We start from the raw sequence: 20244 nt of genomic DNA, 5'->3' as shown, positions 1-20244 counted from the left end.
CTCAGTCCTCCGCGGGGGCGAGGCGCTTGAGCTCCGCCTCGGTCGACTTCAGCAGGTCGTTCCAGGACGCCTCGAACTTCTCGACGCCTTCGTCTTCGAGCAGCTGCACCACATCGTCGTACGAGATGCCCAGCTTCGCGACCGCGTCCAGCTCGGCGCGCGCCTGCTCGTAGGTGCCGCGGATGGTGTCGCCGGTGACCTCGCCGTGGTCGGCGGTGGCCTCCAGGGTCGCCTCGGGCATGGTGTTGACGGTGCCGGGGGCGACCAGGTCCACCACGTACAGGGTGTCCTTGTACGCGGGGTCCTTGACGCCGGTGGAGGCCCACAGCGGGCGCTGCTTGTTGGCGTGCGCCCTGTCCAGGGCCGCCCAGCGCTCGGAGGAGAAGACCTCCTCGTACGCCTCGTAGGCCAGACGGGCGTTGGCGAGGGCCGCCTTGCCCTTCAGGGCCTTGGCCTCGTCGGTGCCGATGCCGTCCAGGCGCTTGTCGATCTCGGTGTCCACGCGGGACACGAAGAAGGAGGCCACCGAGTGGATCTGGGACAGGTCCAGGCCCGCGGCCTTCGCCTTCTCCAGGCCCGCCAGGTAGGCGTCCATGACCTGGCGGTAACGCTCCAGCGAGAAGATCAGCGTGACGTTGACGCTGATGCCCCGGCCGATGACCTCGGTGATCGCGGGCAGGCCACCCATGGTCGCCGGGATCTTGATGAGCGTGTTCGGGCGGTCCACCAGCCAGGCCAGCTGCTTGGCCTCGGCGACGGTGGCCTTGGTGTTGTGGGCCAGGCGCGGGTCGACCTCGATCGAGACCCGGCCGTCCTGGCCGTCGGTGGCGTCGAAGACCGGCCGCAGGATGTCGGCGGCGTCGCGGACGTCCGCCGTGGTGATCATGCGGATGGCTTCCTCGACGGTCACCTTGCGGGCGGCGAGGTCCGACAGCTGCTTGTCGTAACCGTCGCCCTGGCTGATGGCCTTCTGGAAGATCGACGGGTTGGTGGTGACACCGACCACGTGCTGCTGGTCGATGAGCTCGGCCAGGTTGCCGGACGTGATGCGCTTGCGGGACAGGTCGTCCAGCCAGATCGCCACGCCCTCGTCGGAGAGGCGCTTGAGTGCGTCTGTCATCGGGATTGCATCTCCTACTGGTTCTCGTACCGGGTCAGCGCGCAGCGGCGGACAGAGAGTCCTTGGCGGCTGCGGTCACGGCTTCGGCGGTCAGGCCGAACTCGCGGAACAGCACGGCGCCGTCCGCCGATGCACCGAAGTGCTCCAGCGAGACGATCCGTCCCGCGTCCCCGACGTAACGGTGCCAGGTCAGGCCGATGCCCGCCTCGACCGCGACTCGGGCCTTGACGGACGGCGGCAGCACGCTGTCCTTGTACTCCTGGGACTGCTCCTCGAACCACTCGACGCACGGCATCGAGACGACCCGGGCGGGCACGCCCTCGGCCTGGAGCGCCTCGCGCGCGGCGACGGCGAGCTGGACCTCGGAGCCGGTGCCGATCAGGACGACCTCGGCGGGACCGCCCTCGGCCTCCAGCAGCACGTAGCCGCCCTTGACCGTGTCCTCGTTGCGCTCGTACGTCGGCACGCCCTGGCGGGTGAGGGCCAGGCCGTGCGGGGCGCCCTTGCCGAACACCTTGGTGTGGCGGCGCAGGATCTCGCGCCAGGCGATGGCCGTCTCGTTGGCGTCGGCCGGGCGGACCACGTTCAGGCCCGGGATGGCGCGCAGCGCGGCGACGTGCTCGACGGGCTGGTGGGTGGGGCCGTCCTCGCCCAGGCCGATGGAGTCGTGCGTCCACACGTACGTCACCGGCAGGTGCATCAGGGCGGACAGGCGGACGGCGTTGCGCATGTAGTCGGAGAACACCAGGAAGGTGCCGCCGTAGATGCGGGTGTGGCCGTGCAGCGCGATGCCGTTCATGGCCGCGGCCATCGCGTGCTCGCGGATGCCGAAGTGGATGGTGCGGCCGTACGGGTCGGCCTCCGGCAGCGGGTTGCCCACCGGCAGGAACGACGAGGTCTTGTCGATGGTGGTGTTGTTGGAGCCGGCCAGGTCGGCCGAGCCGCCCCACAGCTCCGGGATGACCGCGCCGAGCGCCTCCAGGACCTTGCCGGAGGCCGCGCGGGTGGCGACGCCCTTGCCGGGCTCGAAGACGGGGATCTCCTCCTCCCAGCCCTCGGGCAGCTCGTTGGCCTCGATGCGGTCGAAGGCGGCGGCGCGCTCGGGGTTGGCGGTGCGCCAGGCGGAGAAGTCCTTCTCCCAGGCGGTGCGGGCCTCGCGGCCCCGGTCCGCCAGACCGCGGGTGTGGGCCAGGACCTCGTCGGCGACCTCGAAAGTCTGCTCCGGGTCGAAGCCGAGCACGCGCTTGGTCGCGGCGACCTCGTCGTCGCCCAGGGCCGAGCCGTGGGCGGCCTCGGTGTTCTGGGCGTGCGGCGCGGGCCAGGCGATGATCGAGCGGGCCGCGATGAAGGACGGGCGCCCGGTCTCGGCCTTGGCGGCCTGGAGGGCGGCGTACAGGGCCTTCGGGTCGAGGTCGCCGTTGGGCTGCTGCTCGACGCGCTGGACGTGCCAGCCGTACGCCTCGTAGCGCTTCATGGTGTCCTCGGAGACGGCCGTCTCCGTGTCGCCCTCGATGGAGATGTGGTTGTCGTCCCACAGCAGCACCAGATTGCCGAGCTTCTGGTGGCCGGCCAGGGCCGACGCCTCGTGGGAGATGCCCTCCTGGAGGCAGCCGTCGCCCGCGATCGCGTAGATCATGTGGTCGAACGGGGAGGTGCCCGGGGCGGCCTCGGGGTCGAACAGGCCGCGCTCGTAGCGGGAGGCCATGGCCATGCCCACCGCGTTCGCGACGCCCTGGCCCAGCGGGCCGGTGGTGGTCTCCACGCCGGTGGTGTGACCGTACTCCGGGTGGCCGGGGGTCTTGGAGCCCCAGGTGCGGAACGCCTTGAGGTCGTCCAGCTCCAGGCCGAACCCCCCGAGGTAGAGCTGGGTGTAGAGGGTCAGGGACGAGTGCCCCGCGGAGAGCACGAAACGGTCACGGCCGACCCACTGTGGGTCCGAGGGGTCGTGGCGCATGACCTTCTGGAAAAGCGTGTACGCGGCGGGGGCCAGGCTCATCGCCGTACCGGGGTGTCCGTTCCCGACCTTCTGGACCGCGTCGGCGGCCAGGATGCGGGCGGTGTCGACGGCCCGCTGGTCCAGTTCGGTCCACTCGAGCTCTGGGGTGGTCGGCTTGGTGCTCACCGTTGGTCAGGGCTCCTCTCCACATGTTGTTTTCCCGGTGACGAACGGTGACACCGGGGCGATTCCGAGCCTACCCCCGCGAGGGCGTGCGGCTATTCGAGTGCTCGCAGTGCGTCGTCTTCCCGGTGTCCGCCGTTCACACGGCATCCGCCCTGGATGATCTTGCCGTCGGTCCGATCGGCCCAACACGAGGCGACCCCCGCGCAGGGCGGGGCAATGGCTACGTCTACAGTGGCGTGGTACGCGCAAGCCTTTACCGAGCCTTCATTTTCTGGAGGCATCGCTTCGGAAGCTTGCTGGATTCTCTCTCAGGGGTGTGCGTGACGGCCGTCGAATCCCGTCCAGCGGGGGTACTCGGGACGAGCCCCGGTCACCGGCCGTTCGGGGCCCGGGTCATGGCTTTCGTGGCTTTGACCAAGCCGCGGATCATCGAACTTCTGCTGATCACCACAGTGCCGGTGATGTTCCTCGCCGAGCAGGGCGTGCCGTCGCTGTGGCTGGTGCTCGCCACCTGCTTCGGCGGCTACCTGTCGGCGGGCGGCGCCAACGCGCTCAACATGTACATCGACCGGGACATCGACGCGCTGATGGACCGGACGGCGCAGCGGCCGCTGGTGACCGGCATGGTGAGCCCGCGCGAGTGCCTGGTCTTCGGCATCACGCTCGGGGTCGTCTCGACCCTGTTCTTCGGCCTGCTCGTCAACTGGCTGTCGGCCGCCCTCGCCCTGGGCGCGCTCCTCTTCTACGTGGTCGTCTACACGATGCTGCTGAAGCGGCGGACCGCGCAGAACATCGTCTGGGGCGGGATCGCCGGCTGCATGCCGGTGCTCATCGGCTGGTCGGCCGTGCGCGACGAGGTCTCCTGGGCCGCCGTCATCCTCTTCCTCGTCATCTTCTTCTGGACGCCCCCGCACTACTGGCCGCTGTCCATGAAGGTCAAGGACGACTACGCGCGGGTCGGCGTGCCGATGCTGCCGGTCGTGGCGGGCAACAAGGCCGTGGCCCGGCAGATCGTCCTGTACAGCTGGGTGATGGTCGCCGTCTCGCTGCTGCTCACCCCGCTGGGGTACACCGGCTGGTTCTACACCTCCGTCGCGCTGCTGGCGGGCGGCTGGTGGCTGTGGGAGGCGCACGCGCTGAACGCGCGGGCCAAGGCCGGGGTGACGGGCGCGAAGCTCAAGGAGATGCGCCTGTTCCACTGGTCGATCACCTACGTCTCGCTGCTCTTCGTGGCCGTGGCCGTGGATCCCTTCCTGCGGTGATACTTCCTCCCTTGATTACCCGCCGGTAGCATGCCGTCCATGGCAGAGACCGCAGACACCGCACAGACCGCAGAGGCCGCGGACAGGAAGCACAGCCGCACGGCGGCGAAGCTGGCCCGGCAGATCGGCGCGTTCGCCAAGCAGCACGGCGGCGCCGAGGGCCAGCTCGCCCATATCGGCCAGGCCGGCACCCGGATCGTCCTCGTCGGCACCGACGGCGGCTGGGGCGACCTGGTGGCCCCGACGTACGTCGTGGCGCAGCTGGCCGCGGAGAAGGCCGGCCTGACCCTCCACGAGGACTTCGACGGGGAGCTGGCCGCCCGCGTGCGGACCGGCCCGTACGAGTGGACCCGCATGGCCGGGATCCAGGTGGGCGGCCCGGCCAACCCGCCGGCCTGAACCGCCGGTCCGGACCGTCCGTTCAACGGCCGGGACCATCCGGTCAACGGCCGGGGCACTACTTCACACCCCGCTCATCCGTTAGGACGTGAGGAAGCCGCTTCCCCACGTCCGCAACGGGGTGACCGGATGATCGAAACGCCGCCCCTGGTGGACCAGTACTGCCAGGGAGTGCTCCGTACGGAGCTGGGGCTCGCCACCTTCGAGGCCCAGCTGGTCCACTCGGCCGGCCCGCCCGCCGCCGGGACCACCTTCTTCGACACCCAGACCGGTTTCGCCGTGCGCCGGTGGTGCCCGCCCCTGCTCGGCCTGGAGCCGCACTGCACGCCGGCCCGCTACCTGGCCCGGCGGCGCGAGCTCGGGGCCGCCGAGAGCACGCGGCGACTGCTGCGGGGCTCCGGAGTGGGCACCTACCTCGTCGACACGGGAGCCCCCGGGGACCTCACCGGGCCCAAGGAGCTGGCCCTCGCCGGGGACGCCCGGGCCTTCGAGGTGGTCCGGCTGGAGCCGCTCGCCACGCGGGCCGCCGACGCCTCGGACAGCGTCGCCGCCTTCCTCGCCGGCCTCGCCGGAGCCGTCCACGCCGCCGCCGCCGCGGCGGTCGCCTTCGCCTGCGGCCCCCACGCCGGGTACGCCGCCGCCCTCGCCGACGCCCCGCACCCGCCCGGCCCCGGCGAGGTCCGCGGGGCGGCCGGGCGGTGGCTGGCCGCGCGGGCGCGGGGAGGGGCGGCGGGGGACCCCGTCCTCCTGCGGCACCTGCTGTGGAGTGCGGTGGCCGCCGGGCTGCCGGTCCAGCTGCACACGGGCGGGGCGGGGCCCGGGGCGCTGGCCGGCTTCGTGCGGGCCACGGCCGGGCCCGGGGCGCGGCTCGTCCTGCTCGGGGGGTACCCGCACCACCGGGACGCCGCGCTGCTGGCGGCGGCGTACCCGCACGTCCACGCCGATCTCGGGCCGGCCCTGGGGCGGAGCGGGGCCCGGGCCGCGGCCCTCCTGGCCGAGCTGCTGGAGCTCGCGCCCTTCGGGAAGCTGCTGTTCTCCAGCGGCGGCCGGAACCTGCCCGAGCTGCACGCCGTCGGCGCCCTGGTGTTCCGCGAGGCGCTGGGCCGGGTGCTGGGCGGCTGGGCCGCCGACGGGGCCTGGTCCCGTCGGGACGCGGACCGGGTCGCGGGGATGCTCGCGGCGGGCAACGCCCGCCGCGTCTACCGGCTGGAGGAACGCGGCTGAGGACCGGGCGGTCAGACCGCCGAGAGCTGCGCTTCCTCGTGCGCCGGGCTCTGCTCCCCGGCGGAGCGCTCGCGCAGACTCAGGGCCAGGCGGAGCACGCAGATCCACACCAGGCAGGAGCCGAGCATGTGGGCGGCGACCAGGGCCCCGGGCAGCGAGGTGAAGTACTGCACGTAGCCGATGGCGCCCTGGGCGAGCAGGACGAGCAGCAGGTCACGGGCGCGCGCCCGGGTGTCGGCGGGGGCGTCGGCCACCCGCAGCACCAGCCACATCGCCACGGCGAGCGCGCACACCAGCCAGGCGGCGATCGCGTGCACATGGGCGGTGACCGCCCAGTCGAACGGCATCCGCTCGATCTCGCTCTTGTCGCCCGCGTGCGGACCCGAGCCGGTCACCACGGTGCCCGCGGCGATCAGCACCAGGGCGGCGGCGGTCAGCGCCCAGGACAGCTTGCGCACCGGACCGGGCACGCGCGGCCTGGGGGCGCCGTCGCCCTCGCGGGTGCGCTGCCAGGTGACCACGGTCACCGTGAGGAGGCTGGTGGCCAGCAGGAAGTGCCCGGCCACGCTGTACGGGTTCAGGCCGGTCAGCACGGTGATGCCGCCGAGGACGGCGTTGCCCATGACCAGGCCGAACTGGGTCCAGCCGAGCCGGGTCAGCGAGCGCCGCCAGGGCTTGGCGGCGCGGGCTGTGAGGATCACGCCGCCGACCGCCGCGCAGAGCACGTACGTGAGCATCCGGTTGCCGAACTCGACGGCGCCGTGGAAGCCCTGGGCCTGGGTCACGATCAGGCTGTCGCCCGTGCACTTGGGCCAGGTGTCGCAGCCGAGGCCGGAACCGGTCAGCCGCACCGCGCCGCCGGTGACGACGATGACCACGCTCATCAGGAGCGCCACTGACGCGGCGCGCCGGACGGTCCGGGGTGACGGGGTCCAGCGGCCGGCGAGGTATGCGAATGGGTTCAACACGGCCCCTATCGTAGGCGCCGCCTTGTGCAAACTTTCACGAGGGGGTGGCTGCGGGTGCGTCGGGCCCGACCACCAGCCGGAACCGCGCCCCGGCCGGGTCGCCCTCCTCGTGCCACCACACGCGCACCCGCCACAGGGCGGCGTCGCCCGGGTACTGCGGGGAGGCCATGAACCCCCGCACCACCTCCGCCCCCACCTCCTCGGCGGTCCGCCGGCGCACCTCGGCGGCGCCCTGCCACGGGGCGGGCTGCCGGGCCCACAGCCCGTCGGCGGCGCGCACCTCGACCCGCCACACCGCACGCCAGGCGGTGACCTCCAGCATGGTCGCGACCTGCTCGGGCTCCAGCCCCAGCCCGGCGGCGACCGCCTCCTCGGGCTCGCCCTGGATCCGCGCGGCCACCACGGCCTGCGGCAGCAGCCGCTCGGGCAGCAGCCCGTCCGCCCGCAGGCCGGCCAGGGAGGCGGGCGTGAGGTAGCGCAGCCGCAGCTCCAGCTGGCGGCCGATGTGGTCCAGGGCCTCCTCAGCCTCCAGGGCCTCCTCGGGCCCGGGGGAGGCCAGCAGCAGCCGGCGGAAGCCCTCCTCGGCGTCCACCGCCCAGGCGAAGGCGTCGGCGGCCGAGCCCAGCTCCGCGAGGCGGTCCCCGAGGAACACCTTGGCCTGGGCGAGCCCGCGCCGGTTGACGGGGTCGTCCTGGTCGAGCCCGGCCCACACCTCGACGGCGGCCCGGGTCAGGTCCCGGGCGCGCTCACCGGCCGCCCGCTCCATGGCGCTCGGGCCCTCCTCCGCGGCCTCGCCGAGCGGGTACCGGGGCAGCCGCGCCCCGTCGCTCAGCGGCCAGGCCAGCCAGACGCCCTGGTTGATCAGGCCCCGGGCGTACCAGCGGGCGTACTCGGGGGCGTGTGCGGCGGCCTGCTGCGCATGGCGCAGGCCCTCCTCGACGGCGGCCAGCGCGCCCGCCCGGTCCCCGGCGGCGAACCGGCGCGCGGCGAGGTCGCCCAGGCGCAGCCCCAGCCGGGCCGCGCACTCCGGGTCGGTGCGGGCGGGCTCGCGCAGCGCCCCGATCAGCTCGCCCAGCAGCCGCTCGGCCTCACCGGGGGCGGCCTGCGCCGCCCCCGACCGGATCCGCTCCCACTGCCCGTCCAGCCGCAGTACGGCCTCTCGCTGCCCCATGTCCGTCGCCCCCGGCGTCGCCGATCCGCTGTCGTGGAGGTGGTCGGCCTCCAGCCCGCCCAACGTGCGGGGGCGGTGATTCACTCCCGCGGTGCGCGCAGCCGCGTCACTCCCAGCGGAACCACTTCGCCGCCGCGCCCAGCCCCAGCGCCGCCCAGGCGGCCAGCACCGCCGCGTCCCCCCAGGGCAGGGCGGCCCCGTGCTGGAGCACTTCCCGCAGCCCGTCGGAGAGCGCCGAGACGGGCAGCAGCGCGAGGACGTCCCGCACCGCGCCGGGGAACTTCTCCAGCGGCACGATCACCCCGCCGCCGACCAGCAGCAGCAGGAACACCAGGTTGGCGGCGGCCAGCGTCACCTCGGCCTTCAGGGTGCCCGCCATCAGCAGGCCGAGCCCGGAGAAGGCGGCGGTGCCCAGCAGCACTAGCGCGGCGACCGAGAGCGGGTTCCCGTGCGGGGACCAGCCCAGCGCCAGCGCGATCCCCGTCAGCAGGGCGATCTGGAGCACCTCGGTGACCAGCACCGACAGGGTCTTGGAGGCCATCAGCGCCCAGCGCGGCAGCGGTGAGGCCCCGAGCCGCTTGAGCACCCCGTAGCGGCGGTCGAAGCCGGTGGCGATGGCCTGGCCGGTGAAGGCGGTGGACATCACGGCGAGCGCCAGGACGCCCGGGGCGAGGAAGTCCACGGAGTTCCCGGCGCCGGTGTCGATGATGTCCACGGAAGAGAACAGGGTCAGCAGCAGCGCCGGGATGATCACGGTCAGCAGCAGCTGCTCGCCGTTGCGCAGCAGCATCCGGGTCTCCAGCGCGGTCTGCGCCCGGATCATCCGGGAGACGGGCGCGGCGCCGGGCCGGGGGGTGAACGTACCGGCGCTCATGCGCGCAGCTCCTTACCGGTCAGTTCGAGGAAGACGTCTTCGAGGGTGTGCCGCTCCACCGTCAGGCTGCTGGGCATCACCCCGTTCTGGGCGCACCAGGAGGTGACGGTGGCCAGCATCTGGGGGTCCACGTCGCCGGTGACCCGGTAGGAGCCCGGGGTGAGCTCGGCGGCCTGGGTGCCGTCGGGCAGGGCCTTGAGCAGGGAGGCCAGGTCCAGGGAGGGGCGGCCGGAGAAGCGCAGGGTGTTCTCGGCGCCGCCGCGGCACAGCTGCTCGGGGCTGCCGTGGGCGATGACCCGGCCGGAGTCGATCACGGCCACCTCGTCGGCGAGCTGCTCGGCCTCGTCCATGTGGTGGGTGGTGAGGACGACGGCGACCCCGTCGGCGCGCAGTTCCCGTACGAGTTCCCAGGTCGCGCGGCGGGCCTGGGGGTCGAGGCCGGCGGTGGGCTCGTCCAGGAAGACCAGTTCGGGGCGGCCGACGACGGCCATGGCCAGGGAGAGGCGCTGCTGCTGGCCGCCGGAGAGCCGGCGGTAGGGGGTGCGGCCGCAGCCGCCGAGGCCGAGGCGTTCGACCAGGGTGTCCACGTCCAGCGGGTCCGCGTACAGCCGGGCCATGTGGCGCAGCATCTCGACGGCGCGGGCGCCGGAGTAGATGCCGCCGGACTGGAGCATCACGCCGATCCGGGGGCGCAGGGCGTCCGCGTCGGCGACCGGGTCCAGGCCCAGGACGCGGACGGTGCCGGCGTCGGGGCGGCGGTAGCCCTCGCAGGTCTCGATGGTGGTGGTCTTGCCCGCGCCGTTGGGGCCGAGGACGGCGGTGACGGCCGCCCCGGGGACGGTGAGGTCCAGGCCGTCGACGGCCGTCTTCGCTCCGTACCGTTTCACCAGTCCGCGGATCTCCACGGCGGGGTCGTTGCTCATGCGGGTGAGTCTACGGAGCGGCGGGGGCGCCCAGGGGCGGCGGGGGAAGGTTCCCCCGGGCGTGCATCGCCGCTGGCCAGGGCGGTCGGGCCGGGGCCCCGCCCTTACTCTCCGTGGAGAGATTAGGTAACCCTTAGTGATGGAGGACACCAGGAGTGGCGTCCGTCACGGCTTGTCGGGGCTCCGGTAATTACGCAACAATGGCGTTGTGAAATACGGCGAACGGATCAGTGAGACCCCCCAGGGGGAGCTCGCGACCGGTGAGCGGTCAACCCGCAACCGGGTCGCGAGGTCCATCCTGGACCACGGTCCCTCCACCGTCGCCGACCTCGCGCAGCGTCTCGGCCTCACCCAGGCCGCCGTCCGCCGCCACCTCGACACGCTCGTCGCCGACGACGTGGTCGCACCCCGTGAGCAGCGTGTGTACGGCGCACGCACCCGGGGCCGGCCCGCGAAGGTCTTCGCGCTCACCGACTGCGGACGCGACGCCTTCGACCAGTCCTACGACAAGCTCGCCGCGGACGCCCTGCGCTGGATCGCGCAGTCCGTGGGCGGCGGCGAGAAGGGCGAGGCGGCCGTCGCCGCCTTCGCCCGGGCGAGGATGGCGACGCAGGCGGAGACCTACCGGGAAGCCGTCGAGGCGGCCGCACCGGCGGACCGCACCGAGGCCCTCGCGAAGGCGTTGACCGCGGACGGGTACGCTGCTACGGCGAAGAGCGCTCCCGGTCCGCACAGCGGTGAACAGCTCTGTCAGCACCACTGCCCGGTCGCACACGTCGCCGAGCAGTTCCCGCAGCTGTGCGAGGCGGAGACCGAGGTCTTCTCCCGCCTGCTCGGGACGCATGTGCAGCGCCTCGCCACCATCGCCCACGGCGACGGGGTGTGCACCACGTTCATCCCGCGAAGCGCGGCACAGCACGACACACCAGCATCTGCAAGTACGGCCGGGAGGAACCCCGCATGACCACGGAGACTGCTCACCCTGAGCTCGATGGCCTGGGCACCTACGAATACGGCTGGGCCGACTCCGACGCGGCCGGCGCCGCTGCCAAGCGGGGTCTGTCCGAGGACGTCGTCCGCGACATCTCGGCGAAGAAGTCCGAGCCGGAGTGGATGCTGAACCTCCGTCTCAAGGGCCTCAAGCTGTTCGACAAGAAGCCCATGCCGAACTGGGGCTCCGACCTCTCGGGCATCGACTTCGACAACATCAAGTACTTCGTGCGCTCCACCGAGAAGCAGGCCGCTTCCTGGGAGGACCTGCCGGAGGACATCAAGAACACGTACGACAAGCTCGGCATCCCCGAGGCGGAGAAGCAGCGCCTCGTCGCCGGTGTCGCGGCCCAGTACGAGTCCGAGGTCGTCTACCACCAGATCCGCGAGGACCTGGAGGAGCAGGGCGTCATCTTCCTCGACACGGACACCGCGCTCAAGGAGCACCCGGAGCTCTTCCAGGAGTACTTCGGCACGGTCATCCCGGTCGGTGACAACAAGTTCGCCTCGCTGAACACCGCGGTGTGGTCGGGCGGCTCGTTCATCTACGTCCCCAAGGGTGTCCACGTGGACATCCCGCTCCAGGCTTACTTCCGTATCAACACGGAGAACATGGGCCAGTTCGAGCGGACGCTGATCATCGTCGACGAGGACGCCTACGTCCACTACGTCGAGGGCTGCACCGCCCCGATCTACTCCTCGGACTCGCTGCACAGCGCCGTGGTCGAGATCATCGTCAAGAAGGGCGGCCGCTGCCGCTACACGACCATCCAGAACTGGTCGAACAACGTCTACAACCTGGTCACCAAGCGCGCCGTGGCGTACGAGGGCGCGACCATGGAGTGGATCGACGGCAACATCGGCTCCAAGGTCACCATGAAGTACCCGGCCGTCTACCTGATGGGCGAGCACGCCAAGGGCGAGACCCTGTCCATCGCCTTCGCGGGCGAGGGCCAGCACCAGGACGCCGGCTCCAAGATGGTCCACATGGCGCCGAACACCTCCTCGAACATCGTCTCCAAGTCGGTGGCGCGTGGCGGCGGCCGCACCTCCTACCGCGGCCTGGTCGAGATCGGCGAGGGCGCCTCGGGCTCCAAGTCCAACGTGCTCTGCGACGCGCTCCTGGTCGACACCATCTCCCGCTCGGACACCTACCCCTACGTCGACGTCCGCGAGGACGACGTGACGATGGGCCATGAGGCCACCGTCTCCAAGGTCTCCGACGACCAGCTCTTCTACCTGATGCAGCGCGGCCTGACCGAGTTCGAGGCCATGGCCATGATCGTGCGCGGCTTCGTCGAGCCGATCGCCAAGGAGCTGCCGATGGAGTACGCGCTGGAGCTGAACCGGCTGATCGAGCTGCAGATGGAGGGCTCGGTCGGCTAGTACCGGCCTCCCCGCCCCCCGCAGCACATTCTTTGACGACGTAGGAAGAGAGCAGAACGACAGCCATGGCTGAGGCTCAGAACATTCCGGCGGGCTCCACCACCGCCGGCGCGATCGCGGTGGCCGCCGAGTCCACCGTCGCCACCCGGATGAGCGCGCCCCCGTCCTTCGACGTGGCCGACTTCCCGGTCCCGCACGGCCGCGAGGAGGAGTGGCGGTTCACCCCGCTCGCCCGCCTCAAGGGCCTGCACGACGGCACCGCGGTCGCCGACGGAAGCATGAAGGCCCAGATCGACGCCCCCGAGGGCGTGACGGTCGAGTCGGTCGAGCGTGACGACGAGCGGATCGGCAAGGCCGGCACCCCCGTCGACCGCGTCGCCGCCCAGGCTTTCTCCTCCTTCGCCAAGGCCACGGTCGTCACCGTGCCGAAGGAGACGGTGCTCGCCGAGCCCATCCGGGTCGCCCTGCACGGTGAGGGCGGTACGACCTTCGGGCACACCGTCTTCGACATCAAGCCGTTCGCCGAGGCGATCATCGTGATCGACCACACCGGCGACGGCGTGCGCGCCGCCAACGTGGACGTCCTCGTCGGCGACGGCGCCAAGGTGACCTTCGTCTCCGTCCAGGACTGGGACGACACCGCGGTGCACACCTCGCAGCACAACGCCCTCATCGGCCGCGACGCCAGCTTCAAGTCCGTCGTCGTGACCTTCGGCGGCGACCTGGTGCGCCTGCACCCGCGCGTCACCTACGCGGGTCCCGGCGGCGAGGCCGAGCTGATCGGCCTGTACCTCACGGACGCCGGCCAGCACCAGGAGCACCGCCTCCTCGTCACGCACGACGCCCCGCACTGCAAGTCCCACGTCGTCTACAAGGGCGCGCTCCAGGGCCAGGACGCCCACGCGGTCTGGATCGGTGACGTCCTCATCGAGAAGTCCGCCGAGGGCACCGACACCTACGAGATGAACCGCAACCTCGTCCTGACGGACGGCGCGCGCGTCGACTCGGTGCCGAACCTGGAGATCGAGACGGGCGAGATCGTCGGCGCCGGCCACGCTTCCGCCACCGGCCGCTTCGACGACGAGCAGCTGTTCTACCTCCAGGCCCGCGGCATCCCGGCCGACGAGGCCCGCCGCCTGGTCGTGCGCGGCTTCTTCGCGGAGCTCATCCAGCAGATCGGCGTCGAGGACATCGAGGAGCGCCTGATCGCGAAGATCGAGGCCGAGCTGGCGGCGGCCGTCTGATGACCTACGTCAAGGCATGCGCGCTGAGCGAGCTGGAGGAGAACACCCCGAAGCGGGTGGAACTCGACGGCACGCCGGTGTCCATCGTCTCCACCGAGGGGGAGGTGTTCGCGATCAACGACATCTGCTCGCACGCGAACGTCTCGCTCTCGGAGGGTGAGGTCGAGGACTGCATGATCGAGTGCTGGCTGCACGGGTCGGCCTTCGACCTGCGCACCGGCAAGCCCTCCGGTCTGCCCGCGACGCGCCCCGTCCCCGTTTACCCCGTAAAGATCGAAGGGGACGACGTGCTCGTCTCCCTCACCCAGGAGTCCTGAGGTACCCATGGCAACGCTTGAAATCCACGACCTGCACGTCTCCGTCGAGGCCGAGAACGGCGCCCGCGAGATCCTCAAGGGTGTCGACCTGACGGTCAAGCAGGGTGAGACGCACGCCATCATGGGCCCCAACGGCTCCGGCAAGTCCACCCTGGCGTACTCCCTCGCCGGTCACCCGAAGTACACCATCACCGGTGGCACCGTGACCCTCGACGGCGAGGACGTCCTGGAGATGTCCGTCGACGAGCGCGCCCGCGCCGGTGTCTTCCTCGCCATGCAGTACCCGGTCGAGGTCCCCGGCGTCTCGGTCTCCAACTTCCTGCGCACCTCCGCCACCGCCATCCGCGGCGAGGCCCCCAAGCTGCGTACCTGGGTGAAGGAGGTCAAGGCCGCCATGGAGCAGCTCCAGATGGACCCGGCCTTCGCCGAGCGCAACGTCAACGAGGGCTTCTCCGGCGGTGAGAAGAAGCGCCACGAGATCCTCCAGCTGGAGCTCCTCAAGCCGAAGATCGCGATCCTCGACGAGACGGACTCCGGTCTGGACGTCGACGCCCTGCGCATCGTCTCCGAGGGCGTCAACCGCGTCCGCGAGTCCGGTGAGGTCGGCACCCTGCTGATCACCCACTACACGCGCATCCTGCGCTACATCAAGCCCGACTTCGTGCACGTGTTCGCGAACGGCCGCATCGCCGAGTCCGGCGGCGCCGAGCTCGCCGACCAGCTGGAGAACGAGGGCTACGACAAGTACGTGAAGGGTGGCGCGACCGCGTGACACAGCTGCCTGGCCTCCTCGACACCGAGGCGATCCGCAAGGACTTCCCCCTGCTGGATCGTGTGGTCCACGACGGGAAGAAGATCGTTTATCTGGACAACGCGGCGACCTCGCAGAAGCCGCGCCAGGTGCTCGACGCGCTGAACGAGTACTACGAGCAGCACAACGCCAACGTCCACCGCGGCGTGCACGTGCTCGCCGAGGAGGCCACGGCGCTGTACGAGGGCGCCCGCGACAAGGTCGCCGCCTTCATCAACGCGCCGAGCCGCGACGAGGTGATCTTCACCAAGAACGCCTCGGAGTCGCTCAACCTGGTCGCGAACATGCTCGGCTGGGCCGATGAGCCCTACCGGGTGGACCGCGAGACCGAGATCGCCATCACGGAGATGGAGCACCACTCCAACATCGTCCCGTGGCAGCTGCTCGCGCAGCGCACGGGCGCGAAGCTGAAGTGGTTCGGCCTCACCGACGACGGCCGGCTCGACCTGTCCAACATCGAAGAGGTCATCACGGAGAAGACGAAGATCGTCTCCTTCACGCTGGTCTCCAACATCATGGGCACGGTCAACCCGGTCGAGGCGATCGTCCGGCGCGCCCAGGACGTCGGCGCCCTGGTGCTGATCGACGCCTCCCAGGCCGCCCCGCACATGCCGCTGGACGTGCAGGCGCTCGGCGCCGACTTCGTGGCCTTCACCGGCCACAAGATGTGCGGCCCGACCGGCATCGGCGTCCTGTGGGGCCGCCAGGAGCTCCTGGAGGACCTGCCCCCGTTCCTCGGCGGCGGCGAGATGATCGAGACCGTGTCGATGCACGCCTCGACCTACGCCCCGGCGCCGCACAAGTTCGAGGCGGGTACGCCCCCGATCGCCCAGGCCGTCGGCCTCGGCGCGGCCGTGGACTACCTGACCGCGATCGGCATGGACAAGATCGCGGCGCATGAGCACGCGATCACCGAGTACGCGGTCAAGCGCCTCCAGGAGGTGCCCGACCTGCGGATCATCGGCCCCACCACGGCCGAGGACCGCGGCGCGGCGATCTCCTTCGTGCTCGGCGACATCCACCCGCACGACGTGGGCCAGGTCCTGGACGAGCAGGGCATCGCGGTCCGCGTGGGACACCACTGCGCGCGCCCGGTCTGCCTGCGCTACGGAATTCCGGCGACCACGCGAGCGTCTTTCTACCTGTACTCCTCTCCCGCCGAGGTCGACGCGCTGGTCGCCGGGCTGGAGCACGTACGGAACTTCTTCGGCTGACCGAGGGCCACGAGGACGAGGACGCTGTGAAGCTGGATTCGATGTACCAGGAACTGATCCTGGACCACTACAAGCACCCGCACGGGCGTGGCCTGCGCGACGGTGACGCCGAGGTGCACCACGTCAACCCGACGTGCGGCGACGAGATCACGCTCCGCGTGAAGTACGACGGCGAGACGCTCACCGACGTCTCCTACGAGGGCCAGGGCTGCTCCATCAGCCAGGCCAGCGCGTCCGTGCTGAACGAGCTGCTGGTCGGCAAGGAACTGTCCGAGGCGCAGAAGATCCAGGGCGTGTTCCTGGAGCTGATGCAGTCCAAGGGCAAGATCGAGCCGGACGAGGAGATGGAGGAGGTGCTGGAGGACGCGGTCGCGTTCGCCGGTGTCTCCAAGTATCCCGCGCGCGTGAAGTGTGCTCTGCTGAGCTGGATGGCGTGGAAGGACGCGACCGCCCAGGCACTGGGTGACGCGGAGAGGAAGACGGCATGACCGAGAACGCGACGCCCGAGGCGTCGATCAAGCCGGCCACCGAGGAGGAGGTCCGCGAGGCCCTCTACGACGTGGTCGACCCCGAGCTGGGCATCGACGTCGTCAACCTGGGCCTGATCTACGGGATCCACATCGACGACGCGAACATCGCCACCCTCGACATGACCCTGACCTCGGCGGCCTGCCCGCTGACGGACGTCATCGAGGACCAGGCGAAGTCGGCGACGGAGGGCATCGTCAACGAACTGCGCATCAACTGGGTCTGGATGCCGCCGTGGGGCCCGGACAAGATCACGGACGACGGCCGTGAGCAGCTGCGCGCACTCGGCTTCAACGTCTGACCCACACGGTCGAGGCAGGGCCCCCGGCACGGTCGTGCCGGGGGCCCTCGCCGTTCTCCGCCCTCTGCGCGCACTGTTCTCCGTCCTCCCGGGTTCTTCCGGTGGACGGCCGGTGTGTACCGGAAGTTGGCCTCGGTGGCCGAATCTTTTCGACGGTCGTCACGGCGAGCGCCGTGAGGGAGAGGACGCCACCGTGAAGAAACAGCTCGGCATCGCGGGTACCGCCGCAGCCGCCGCACTGATCGTCGCCGCGACGGTCGTGCCCGCGCACGCGGTCACCTACGGGACCCCCACCATCGCGCTGTCCGCCGCCTACCTGTCCGGATCCGTCGGCGGCGTCGGGGACGCGAGCGTCGGCGTCACCGTCGCGCAGAGCGGTGCCGACGCCTCCGCCCTGACCGTCAGCGCCTCCGCCTCCACCAAGGCGTCCGTCGCCGGCACCGGCGATGTCACCGTGACCGGTACCGGGGCGGTGCGCCGGCTGGCCGTCACCGCGCACAGCCGGGGCTACACCAGCCTGACGATCAAGGTCACCGGGCTCGGCGGCAAGACCGCCACCAGGACCCTCTCCTACGCGGCCTCCGCCGCCGTGCAGAACCCGGCGGACGCCCGCTACTTCAGCGGCGCCTCGGACTCCTCGGCCGCCGTGGACGTCGGCGGCGGCTTCACCGTGGTCGCCGACGACGAGAACAACGTGCTGCGCCTGTACGACCGTTCCCGCTCGGACGCCCCCGTGCGCACCTGGGACTTCAGTTCCCAGCTCGGTGTCACCAAGGAGGTGGACATCGAGGGCGCGACGCGGATCGGCGACACCGTCTACTGGACCGGCTCGCTCGGCAACAACAAGGACGGCGAGTACAAGGCCCCGCGCAACACGGTGTTCACCACCACCGTCAGCGGCTCCGGTTCCGCCACGCAGCTCGCGTACGGGCGCTCGTACCAGCACCTGCGCGAGGACCTGGTGGCCTGGGACGCGGCGCACGGCGACCGGTACGGCTTCGCGGCGGGCACGGCGAGCGGCCAGGCGCCCAAGCAGATCGACGGGTTCAACGTGGAGGGCCTGGAGTTCGCCCCCGGCTCGGCCACCACCGCCTACGTGGGCTTCCGGGCGCCGCTGGCCCCGGCCGTCCCGGGCGGCAAGGCGCTGCTGGTGCCGGTCACCAACTTCGACAAGGTCCTCGCCAACGGGGCCTCGGCCGCCTTCGGTTCCCCGGTCGAGCTGGACCTGGGCGGGCTCTCGGTCCGCGACATCCGCAAGAACGCCCAGGACCAGTACCTGATCCTGGCCGGGTCCTGGGCCGCCGACGACAACTCCGACCCCTACGCCCTCTACCAGTGGGACGGCGTCGCCGGCCATGCCCCCGTCAAGCGGGCGGACCTGCCGACCAGCGACCCGGGCGGCTGGGAGGCCATCGTGGAGGTCCCCGACCTGTCGGCGCCGGGCGCGCGGGTGCAGCTGATCACCGACAGCGGCTCGGCCGACCTCTACGGGGACGGCGTCGCGGCCAAGGACCTCACGCACCCGGAGTTCAAGAAGTCCCGCGCGGCCTGGTTCACGCTCAACTGACCCCGGCTCAGGCCGGGCCGGCCGGCCGTGGATCCGTCGCGAGGGCCTCGGCCAGGTGCTCGTGGCGGATCCGCCGGTCCACGTAGAGCAGGCCGGCCGGCAGCTGGGGGAAGGCCGGCAGCAGGACCAGCGCCGCCAGGGCCCCCGGCAGCCCGAACCACTGCAGGAGCGCCCACCCGGCCGCCCCGGTGAACACCACCGCCGGGGCGGTCACGGCTAGGGTCCGCCACCAGGCGCCGCGCACGAGGCGGGCCGAGCGCCGCAGCGCCGTCACCGGCCCGAGCCCCTCGTACCCGGCGGCGGTCGGCGCCAGGGCGTAGCGCACCCCGAGCCACAGGGCGACGGGGAGCAGCGGGAGCACCGCCGGGGCGGGCGCTCCCAGCGCGAGCAGGGCGGCGGGCGGCCCGGCCCCGGTCAGGAGGGCCAGCAGCTGGACGCCGAGCACCGCCGGGGTGCGGGGGAGGGCGGCGCGCAGCAGCCCGGGCGCGGTCACCGGGCGGCCGAGCACCGCCGGGCGCAGCAGGACCGCGATCAGGGCGGTGGCCAGGGCGCAGGTGAACAGCAGGAACAGCGCCGCCGCCGGGAAGAGGGTCCACACGAAGACCCGGCTGCCCGAGGCGGGGCTGAGCGAGGCCAGGGTGGCCGCGCCGGCCGCCGCGGTGACCAGCAGCCCGGCCATCAGCTGCCCCAGCAGCAGCGCACCGCACAGCGGGCCGCCGTAGCGGGGCAGGGCGGCGAGGGCGCCGCCGAGGATGTCGGAGGTGCCGAGCGGGCGCAGGGGCACCACGCCGGGCCCGGGCCCCCGCCGCACTCCGTGCTGCATCGCCATGAGCGGCCCCCTGTCCTGAGTGGGGACACCGTAGCTCCGCCGCGCGCCGGTGTCCCGGGGTCTGCGGGTGTACATGTGTACGCATCGGCGGGTTCCGATGCGTACAGTTGTCCACATGCCGTACGTACTGCTTGCCATGGCCATAGCCGCCGAGGTCGCCGGGACCACCGCGATGAAGTACAGCGACGGCTTCACCCGGCTCTGGCCCTCGCTGGGCACCCTGCTCGGCTACGTCATCGCCTTCACGCTGCTCGCGCAGACCCTGAAGTCGATGTCCGTGGGCACGGCGTACGCGATCTGGGCCGGGGTCGGCACCGCCGCCATCGCCGCGATCGGCATGGTGTTCCTGGGCGAGGCCGCCACCGCCGCGAAGATCGCCGGGATCGTGCTGGTCATCGGCGGGGTCGTCCTGCTCAACCTGGGCGGAGCGACCCACTGATGGGCGCCCCCGTACGCCGCTACGACCCCGGGCGCCGGCAGCGGATCATCGACGCCGCGATCCGGGTGGTCGGGGCCAAGGGGATCGCGGGGCTGAGTCACCGCAGCGTGGCGGCGGAGGCGGACGTACCGCTCGGCTCGACGACGTACCACTTCAAAACTCTGGACGACCTGCTGGTGGCGGCCCTGCGGCAGGCGAACGAGGCGTACGCGCCCGCGCTGGTGCTGCGCGCGGGCGAGGACCTCGCGGGGGCGCTGGCCCGCCTGCTGGGGGACCTGCTGACCGCCGACCGGGCCCGGGCGGAGCTGGAGTACGAGCTCTACCTGGCGGCCCTGCGCCGCCCGGCGCTGCGCCCGGTCGCGGCCGAGTGGTGCGCGTCGGTGGTCACCGCCCTGTCCGCCCACACCGACCCGGTGACGGCCCGCGCCCTGGTGGCCGTGATGGACGGCCTCGCCCTCCAGGCCCTCCTGACGGACACGGCGTACGACGAGCGCTACGCCCGTGACCTCCTGAGCCGCGTCCTGAGGGCCTAGCCGGATCGGCCCCGGCCCCCGC

21 protein-coding genes are annotated in these 20244 nt (G+C 71.8%); 14 read left to right on the top strand and 7 right to left on the bottom strand.

The genetic code is table 11. The features are described from left to right. Position 1 precedes the first annotated feature (1 nt). Both tal and tkt read right to left on the bottom strand, forming a co-directional pair. The gene (tal, locus tag ABZ716_RS08420; protein ID WP_358813830.1) at positions 2-1120 is read right to left on the bottom strand and encodes a transaldolase; all 1119 of its coding nucleotides are present in this window, start codon (positions 1118-1120) and stop codon (positions 2-4) included. A 34-nt stretch (positions 1121-1154) separates the two neighbouring features. Further along, on the bottom strand, positions 1155-3242 hold the full coding sequence (gene tkt / locus ABZ716_RS08415) for a transketolase (RefSeq protein ID WP_358813831.1): 2088 nt from the start codon (positions 3240-3242) through the stop codon (positions 1155-1157). A 320-nt stretch (positions 3243-3562) separates the two neighbouring features. Between tkt and ABZ716_RS08410 the strand changes: the two genes are divergently transcribed. The 3 genes from ABZ716_RS08410 (at position 3563) to ABZ716_RS08400 (ending at position 6127) form a co-directional block, all read left to right on the top strand. Next, on the top strand, positions 3563-4504 hold the full coding sequence (locus ABZ716_RS08410) for a heme o synthase (protein WP_358813832.1): 942 nt from the start codon (positions 3563-3565) through the stop codon (positions 4502-4504). 39 nt (positions 4505-4543) lie between these two features. Further along, on the top strand, positions 4544-4903 hold the full coding sequence (locus ABZ716_RS08405; protein ID WP_358957575.1) for a hypothetical protein: 360 nt from the start codon (positions 4544-4546) through the stop codon (positions 4901-4903). A 129-nt stretch (positions 4904-5032) separates the two neighbouring features. Continuing rightward, positions 5033-6127 carry an amidohydrolase gene (locus ABZ716_RS08400; RefSeq protein ID WP_358957572.1) on the top strand — a complete coding sequence of 365 codons (1095 nt, stop codon included), beginning with the start codon at positions 5033-5035 and terminating at the stop codon, positions 6125-6127. An 11-nt stretch (positions 6128-6138) separates the two neighbouring features. Here the strand turns inward: ABZ716_RS08400 and ABZ716_RS08395 are convergent, their stop codons facing one another. The 4 genes from ABZ716_RS08395 to ABZ716_RS08380 all read right to left on the bottom strand — a co-directional run bounded on the left by ABZ716_RS08395 (position 6139) and on the right by ABZ716_RS08380 (position 10063). Continuing rightward, positions 6139-7125: a COX15/CtaA family protein gene (locus ABZ716_RS08395; RefSeq protein ID WP_358957569.1), complete on the bottom strand. Its 987-nt coding sequence runs from the start codon at positions 7123-7125 to the stop codon at positions 6139-6141. Between the two features lie 4 nt (positions 7126-7129). Continuing rightward, a complete protein-coding gene (locus ABZ716_RS08390; protein ID WP_358813836.1) occupies positions 7130-8266 on the bottom strand; it encodes a hypothetical protein in 1137 nt (378 codons plus the stop codon). A 106-nt stretch (positions 8267-8372) separates the two neighbouring features. Then, positions 8373-9140 carry an ABC transporter permease gene (locus ABZ716_RS08385; RefSeq protein WP_358957566.1) on the bottom strand — a complete coding sequence of 256 codons (768 nt, stop codon included), beginning with the start codon at positions 9138-9140 and terminating at the stop codon, positions 8373-8375. After that, positions 9137-10063: an ABC transporter ATP-binding protein gene (locus ABZ716_RS08380; protein ID WP_358957563.1), complete on the bottom strand. Its 927-nt coding sequence runs from the start codon at positions 10061-10063 to the stop codon at positions 9137-9139. The genes ABZ716_RS08385 and ABZ716_RS08380 overlap by 4 nt, the downstream gene beginning before the upstream one ends. Positions 10064-10271: 208 nt before the next feature. On the opposite strand from ABZ716_RS08380, the gene ABZ716_RS08375 reads away from it, so the two are divergent. The 9 genes from ABZ716_RS08375 (at position 10272) to ABZ716_RS08335 (ending at position 18421) form a co-directional block, all read left to right on the top strand. Beyond that, entirely contained in the window at positions 10272-11027 is a 756-nt protein-coding gene (locus ABZ716_RS08375; protein WP_351883529.1) for an ArsR family transcriptional regulator, read from the top strand. Continuing rightward, the gene (gene sufB / locus ABZ716_RS08370; protein WP_358813839.1) at positions 11024-12439 is read left to right on the top strand and encodes a Fe-S cluster assembly protein SufB; all 1416 of its coding nucleotides are present in this window, start codon (positions 11024-11026) and stop codon (positions 12437-12439) included. The genes ABZ716_RS08375 and sufB overlap by 4 nt, the downstream gene beginning before the upstream one ends. 65 nt (positions 12440-12504) lie before the next feature. After that, the gene (gene sufD / locus ABZ716_RS08365) at positions 12505-13683 is read left to right on the top strand and encodes a Fe-S cluster assembly protein SufD (protein WP_358957561.1); all 1179 of its coding nucleotides are present in this window, start codon (positions 12505-12507) and stop codon (positions 13681-13683) included. Then, the gene (locus ABZ716_RS08360) at positions 13683-14000 is read left to right on the top strand and encodes a bifunctional 3-phenylpropionate/cinnamic acid dioxygenase ferredoxin subunit (RefSeq protein WP_042820167.1); all 318 of its coding nucleotides are present in this window, start codon (positions 13683-13685) and stop codon (positions 13998-14000) included. The genes sufD and ABZ716_RS08360 overlap by 1 nt, the downstream gene beginning before the upstream one ends. A 7-nt stretch (positions 14001-14007) precedes the next feature. Beyond that, the gene (gene sufC, locus ABZ716_RS08355) at positions 14008-14772 is read left to right on the top strand and encodes a Fe-S cluster assembly ATPase SufC (protein ID WP_351883536.1); all 765 of its coding nucleotides are present in this window, start codon (positions 14008-14010) and stop codon (positions 14770-14772) included. Continuing rightward, the gene (locus ABZ716_RS08350; RefSeq protein WP_351883538.1) at positions 14769-16025 is read left to right on the top strand and encodes a cysteine desulfurase; all 1257 of its coding nucleotides are present in this window, start codon (positions 14769-14771) and stop codon (positions 16023-16025) included. The genes sufC and ABZ716_RS08350 overlap by 4 nt, the downstream gene beginning before the upstream one ends. Before the next feature lie 26 nt (positions 16026-16051). Then, complete coding sequence (sufU, locus tag ABZ716_RS08345) at positions 16052-16513, top strand: Fe-S cluster assembly sulfur transfer protein SufU (protein WP_351883540.1); 462 nt, start codon at positions 16052-16054, stop codon at positions 16511-16513. Next, complete coding sequence (locus ABZ716_RS08340; RefSeq protein WP_007263433.1) at positions 16510-16854, top strand: metal-sulfur cluster assembly factor; 345 nt, start codon at positions 16510-16512, stop codon at positions 16852-16854. The genes sufU and ABZ716_RS08340 overlap by 4 nt, the downstream gene beginning before the upstream one ends. A gap of 238 nt (positions 16855-17092) precedes the next feature. Continuing rightward, positions 17093-18421, top strand: coding sequence for a DUF3616 domain-containing protein (locus ABZ716_RS08335; protein ID WP_358957791.1), 1329 nt, complete (start codon positions 17093-17095; stop codon positions 18419-18421). Positions 18422-18428: 7 nt separating this feature from the next. Here ABZ716_RS08335 and ABZ716_RS08330 read toward each other — a convergent pair whose 3' ends face one another. Then, positions 18429-19250 (bottom strand): hypothetical protein, encoded by an 822-nt coding sequence (locus tag ABZ716_RS08330; RefSeq protein WP_358957559.1) that lies wholly within the window; start codon positions 19248-19250, stop codon positions 18429-18431. Between the two features lie 115 nt (positions 19251-19365). On the opposite strand from ABZ716_RS08330, the gene ABZ716_RS08325 reads away from it, so the two are divergent. Together ABZ716_RS08325 and ABZ716_RS08320 are read left to right on the top strand one after the other, a co-directional pair. After that, entirely contained in the window at positions 19366-19689 is a 324-nt protein-coding gene (locus tag ABZ716_RS08325) for a multidrug efflux SMR transporter (protein ID WP_351883544.1), read from the top strand. Then, the gene (locus ABZ716_RS08320; RefSeq protein ID WP_351883546.1) at positions 19689-20222 is read left to right on the top strand and encodes a TetR family transcriptional regulator; all 534 of its coding nucleotides are present in this window, start codon (positions 19689-19691) and stop codon (positions 20220-20222) included. The genes ABZ716_RS08325 and ABZ716_RS08320 overlap by 1 nt, the downstream gene beginning before the upstream one ends. Positions 20223-20244: the final 22 nt, after the last annotated feature.

It is taken from the genome of Streptomyces sp. NPDC006687 (genome assembly GCF_040636215.1).
Classification (GTDB): Bacteria; Actinomycetota; Actinomycetes; order Streptomycetales; family Streptomycetaceae; genus Streptomyces.
Note: the sequence above shows the minus strand (reverse complement) of the source record. Positions and strands in the feature narration are given on the sequence as shown.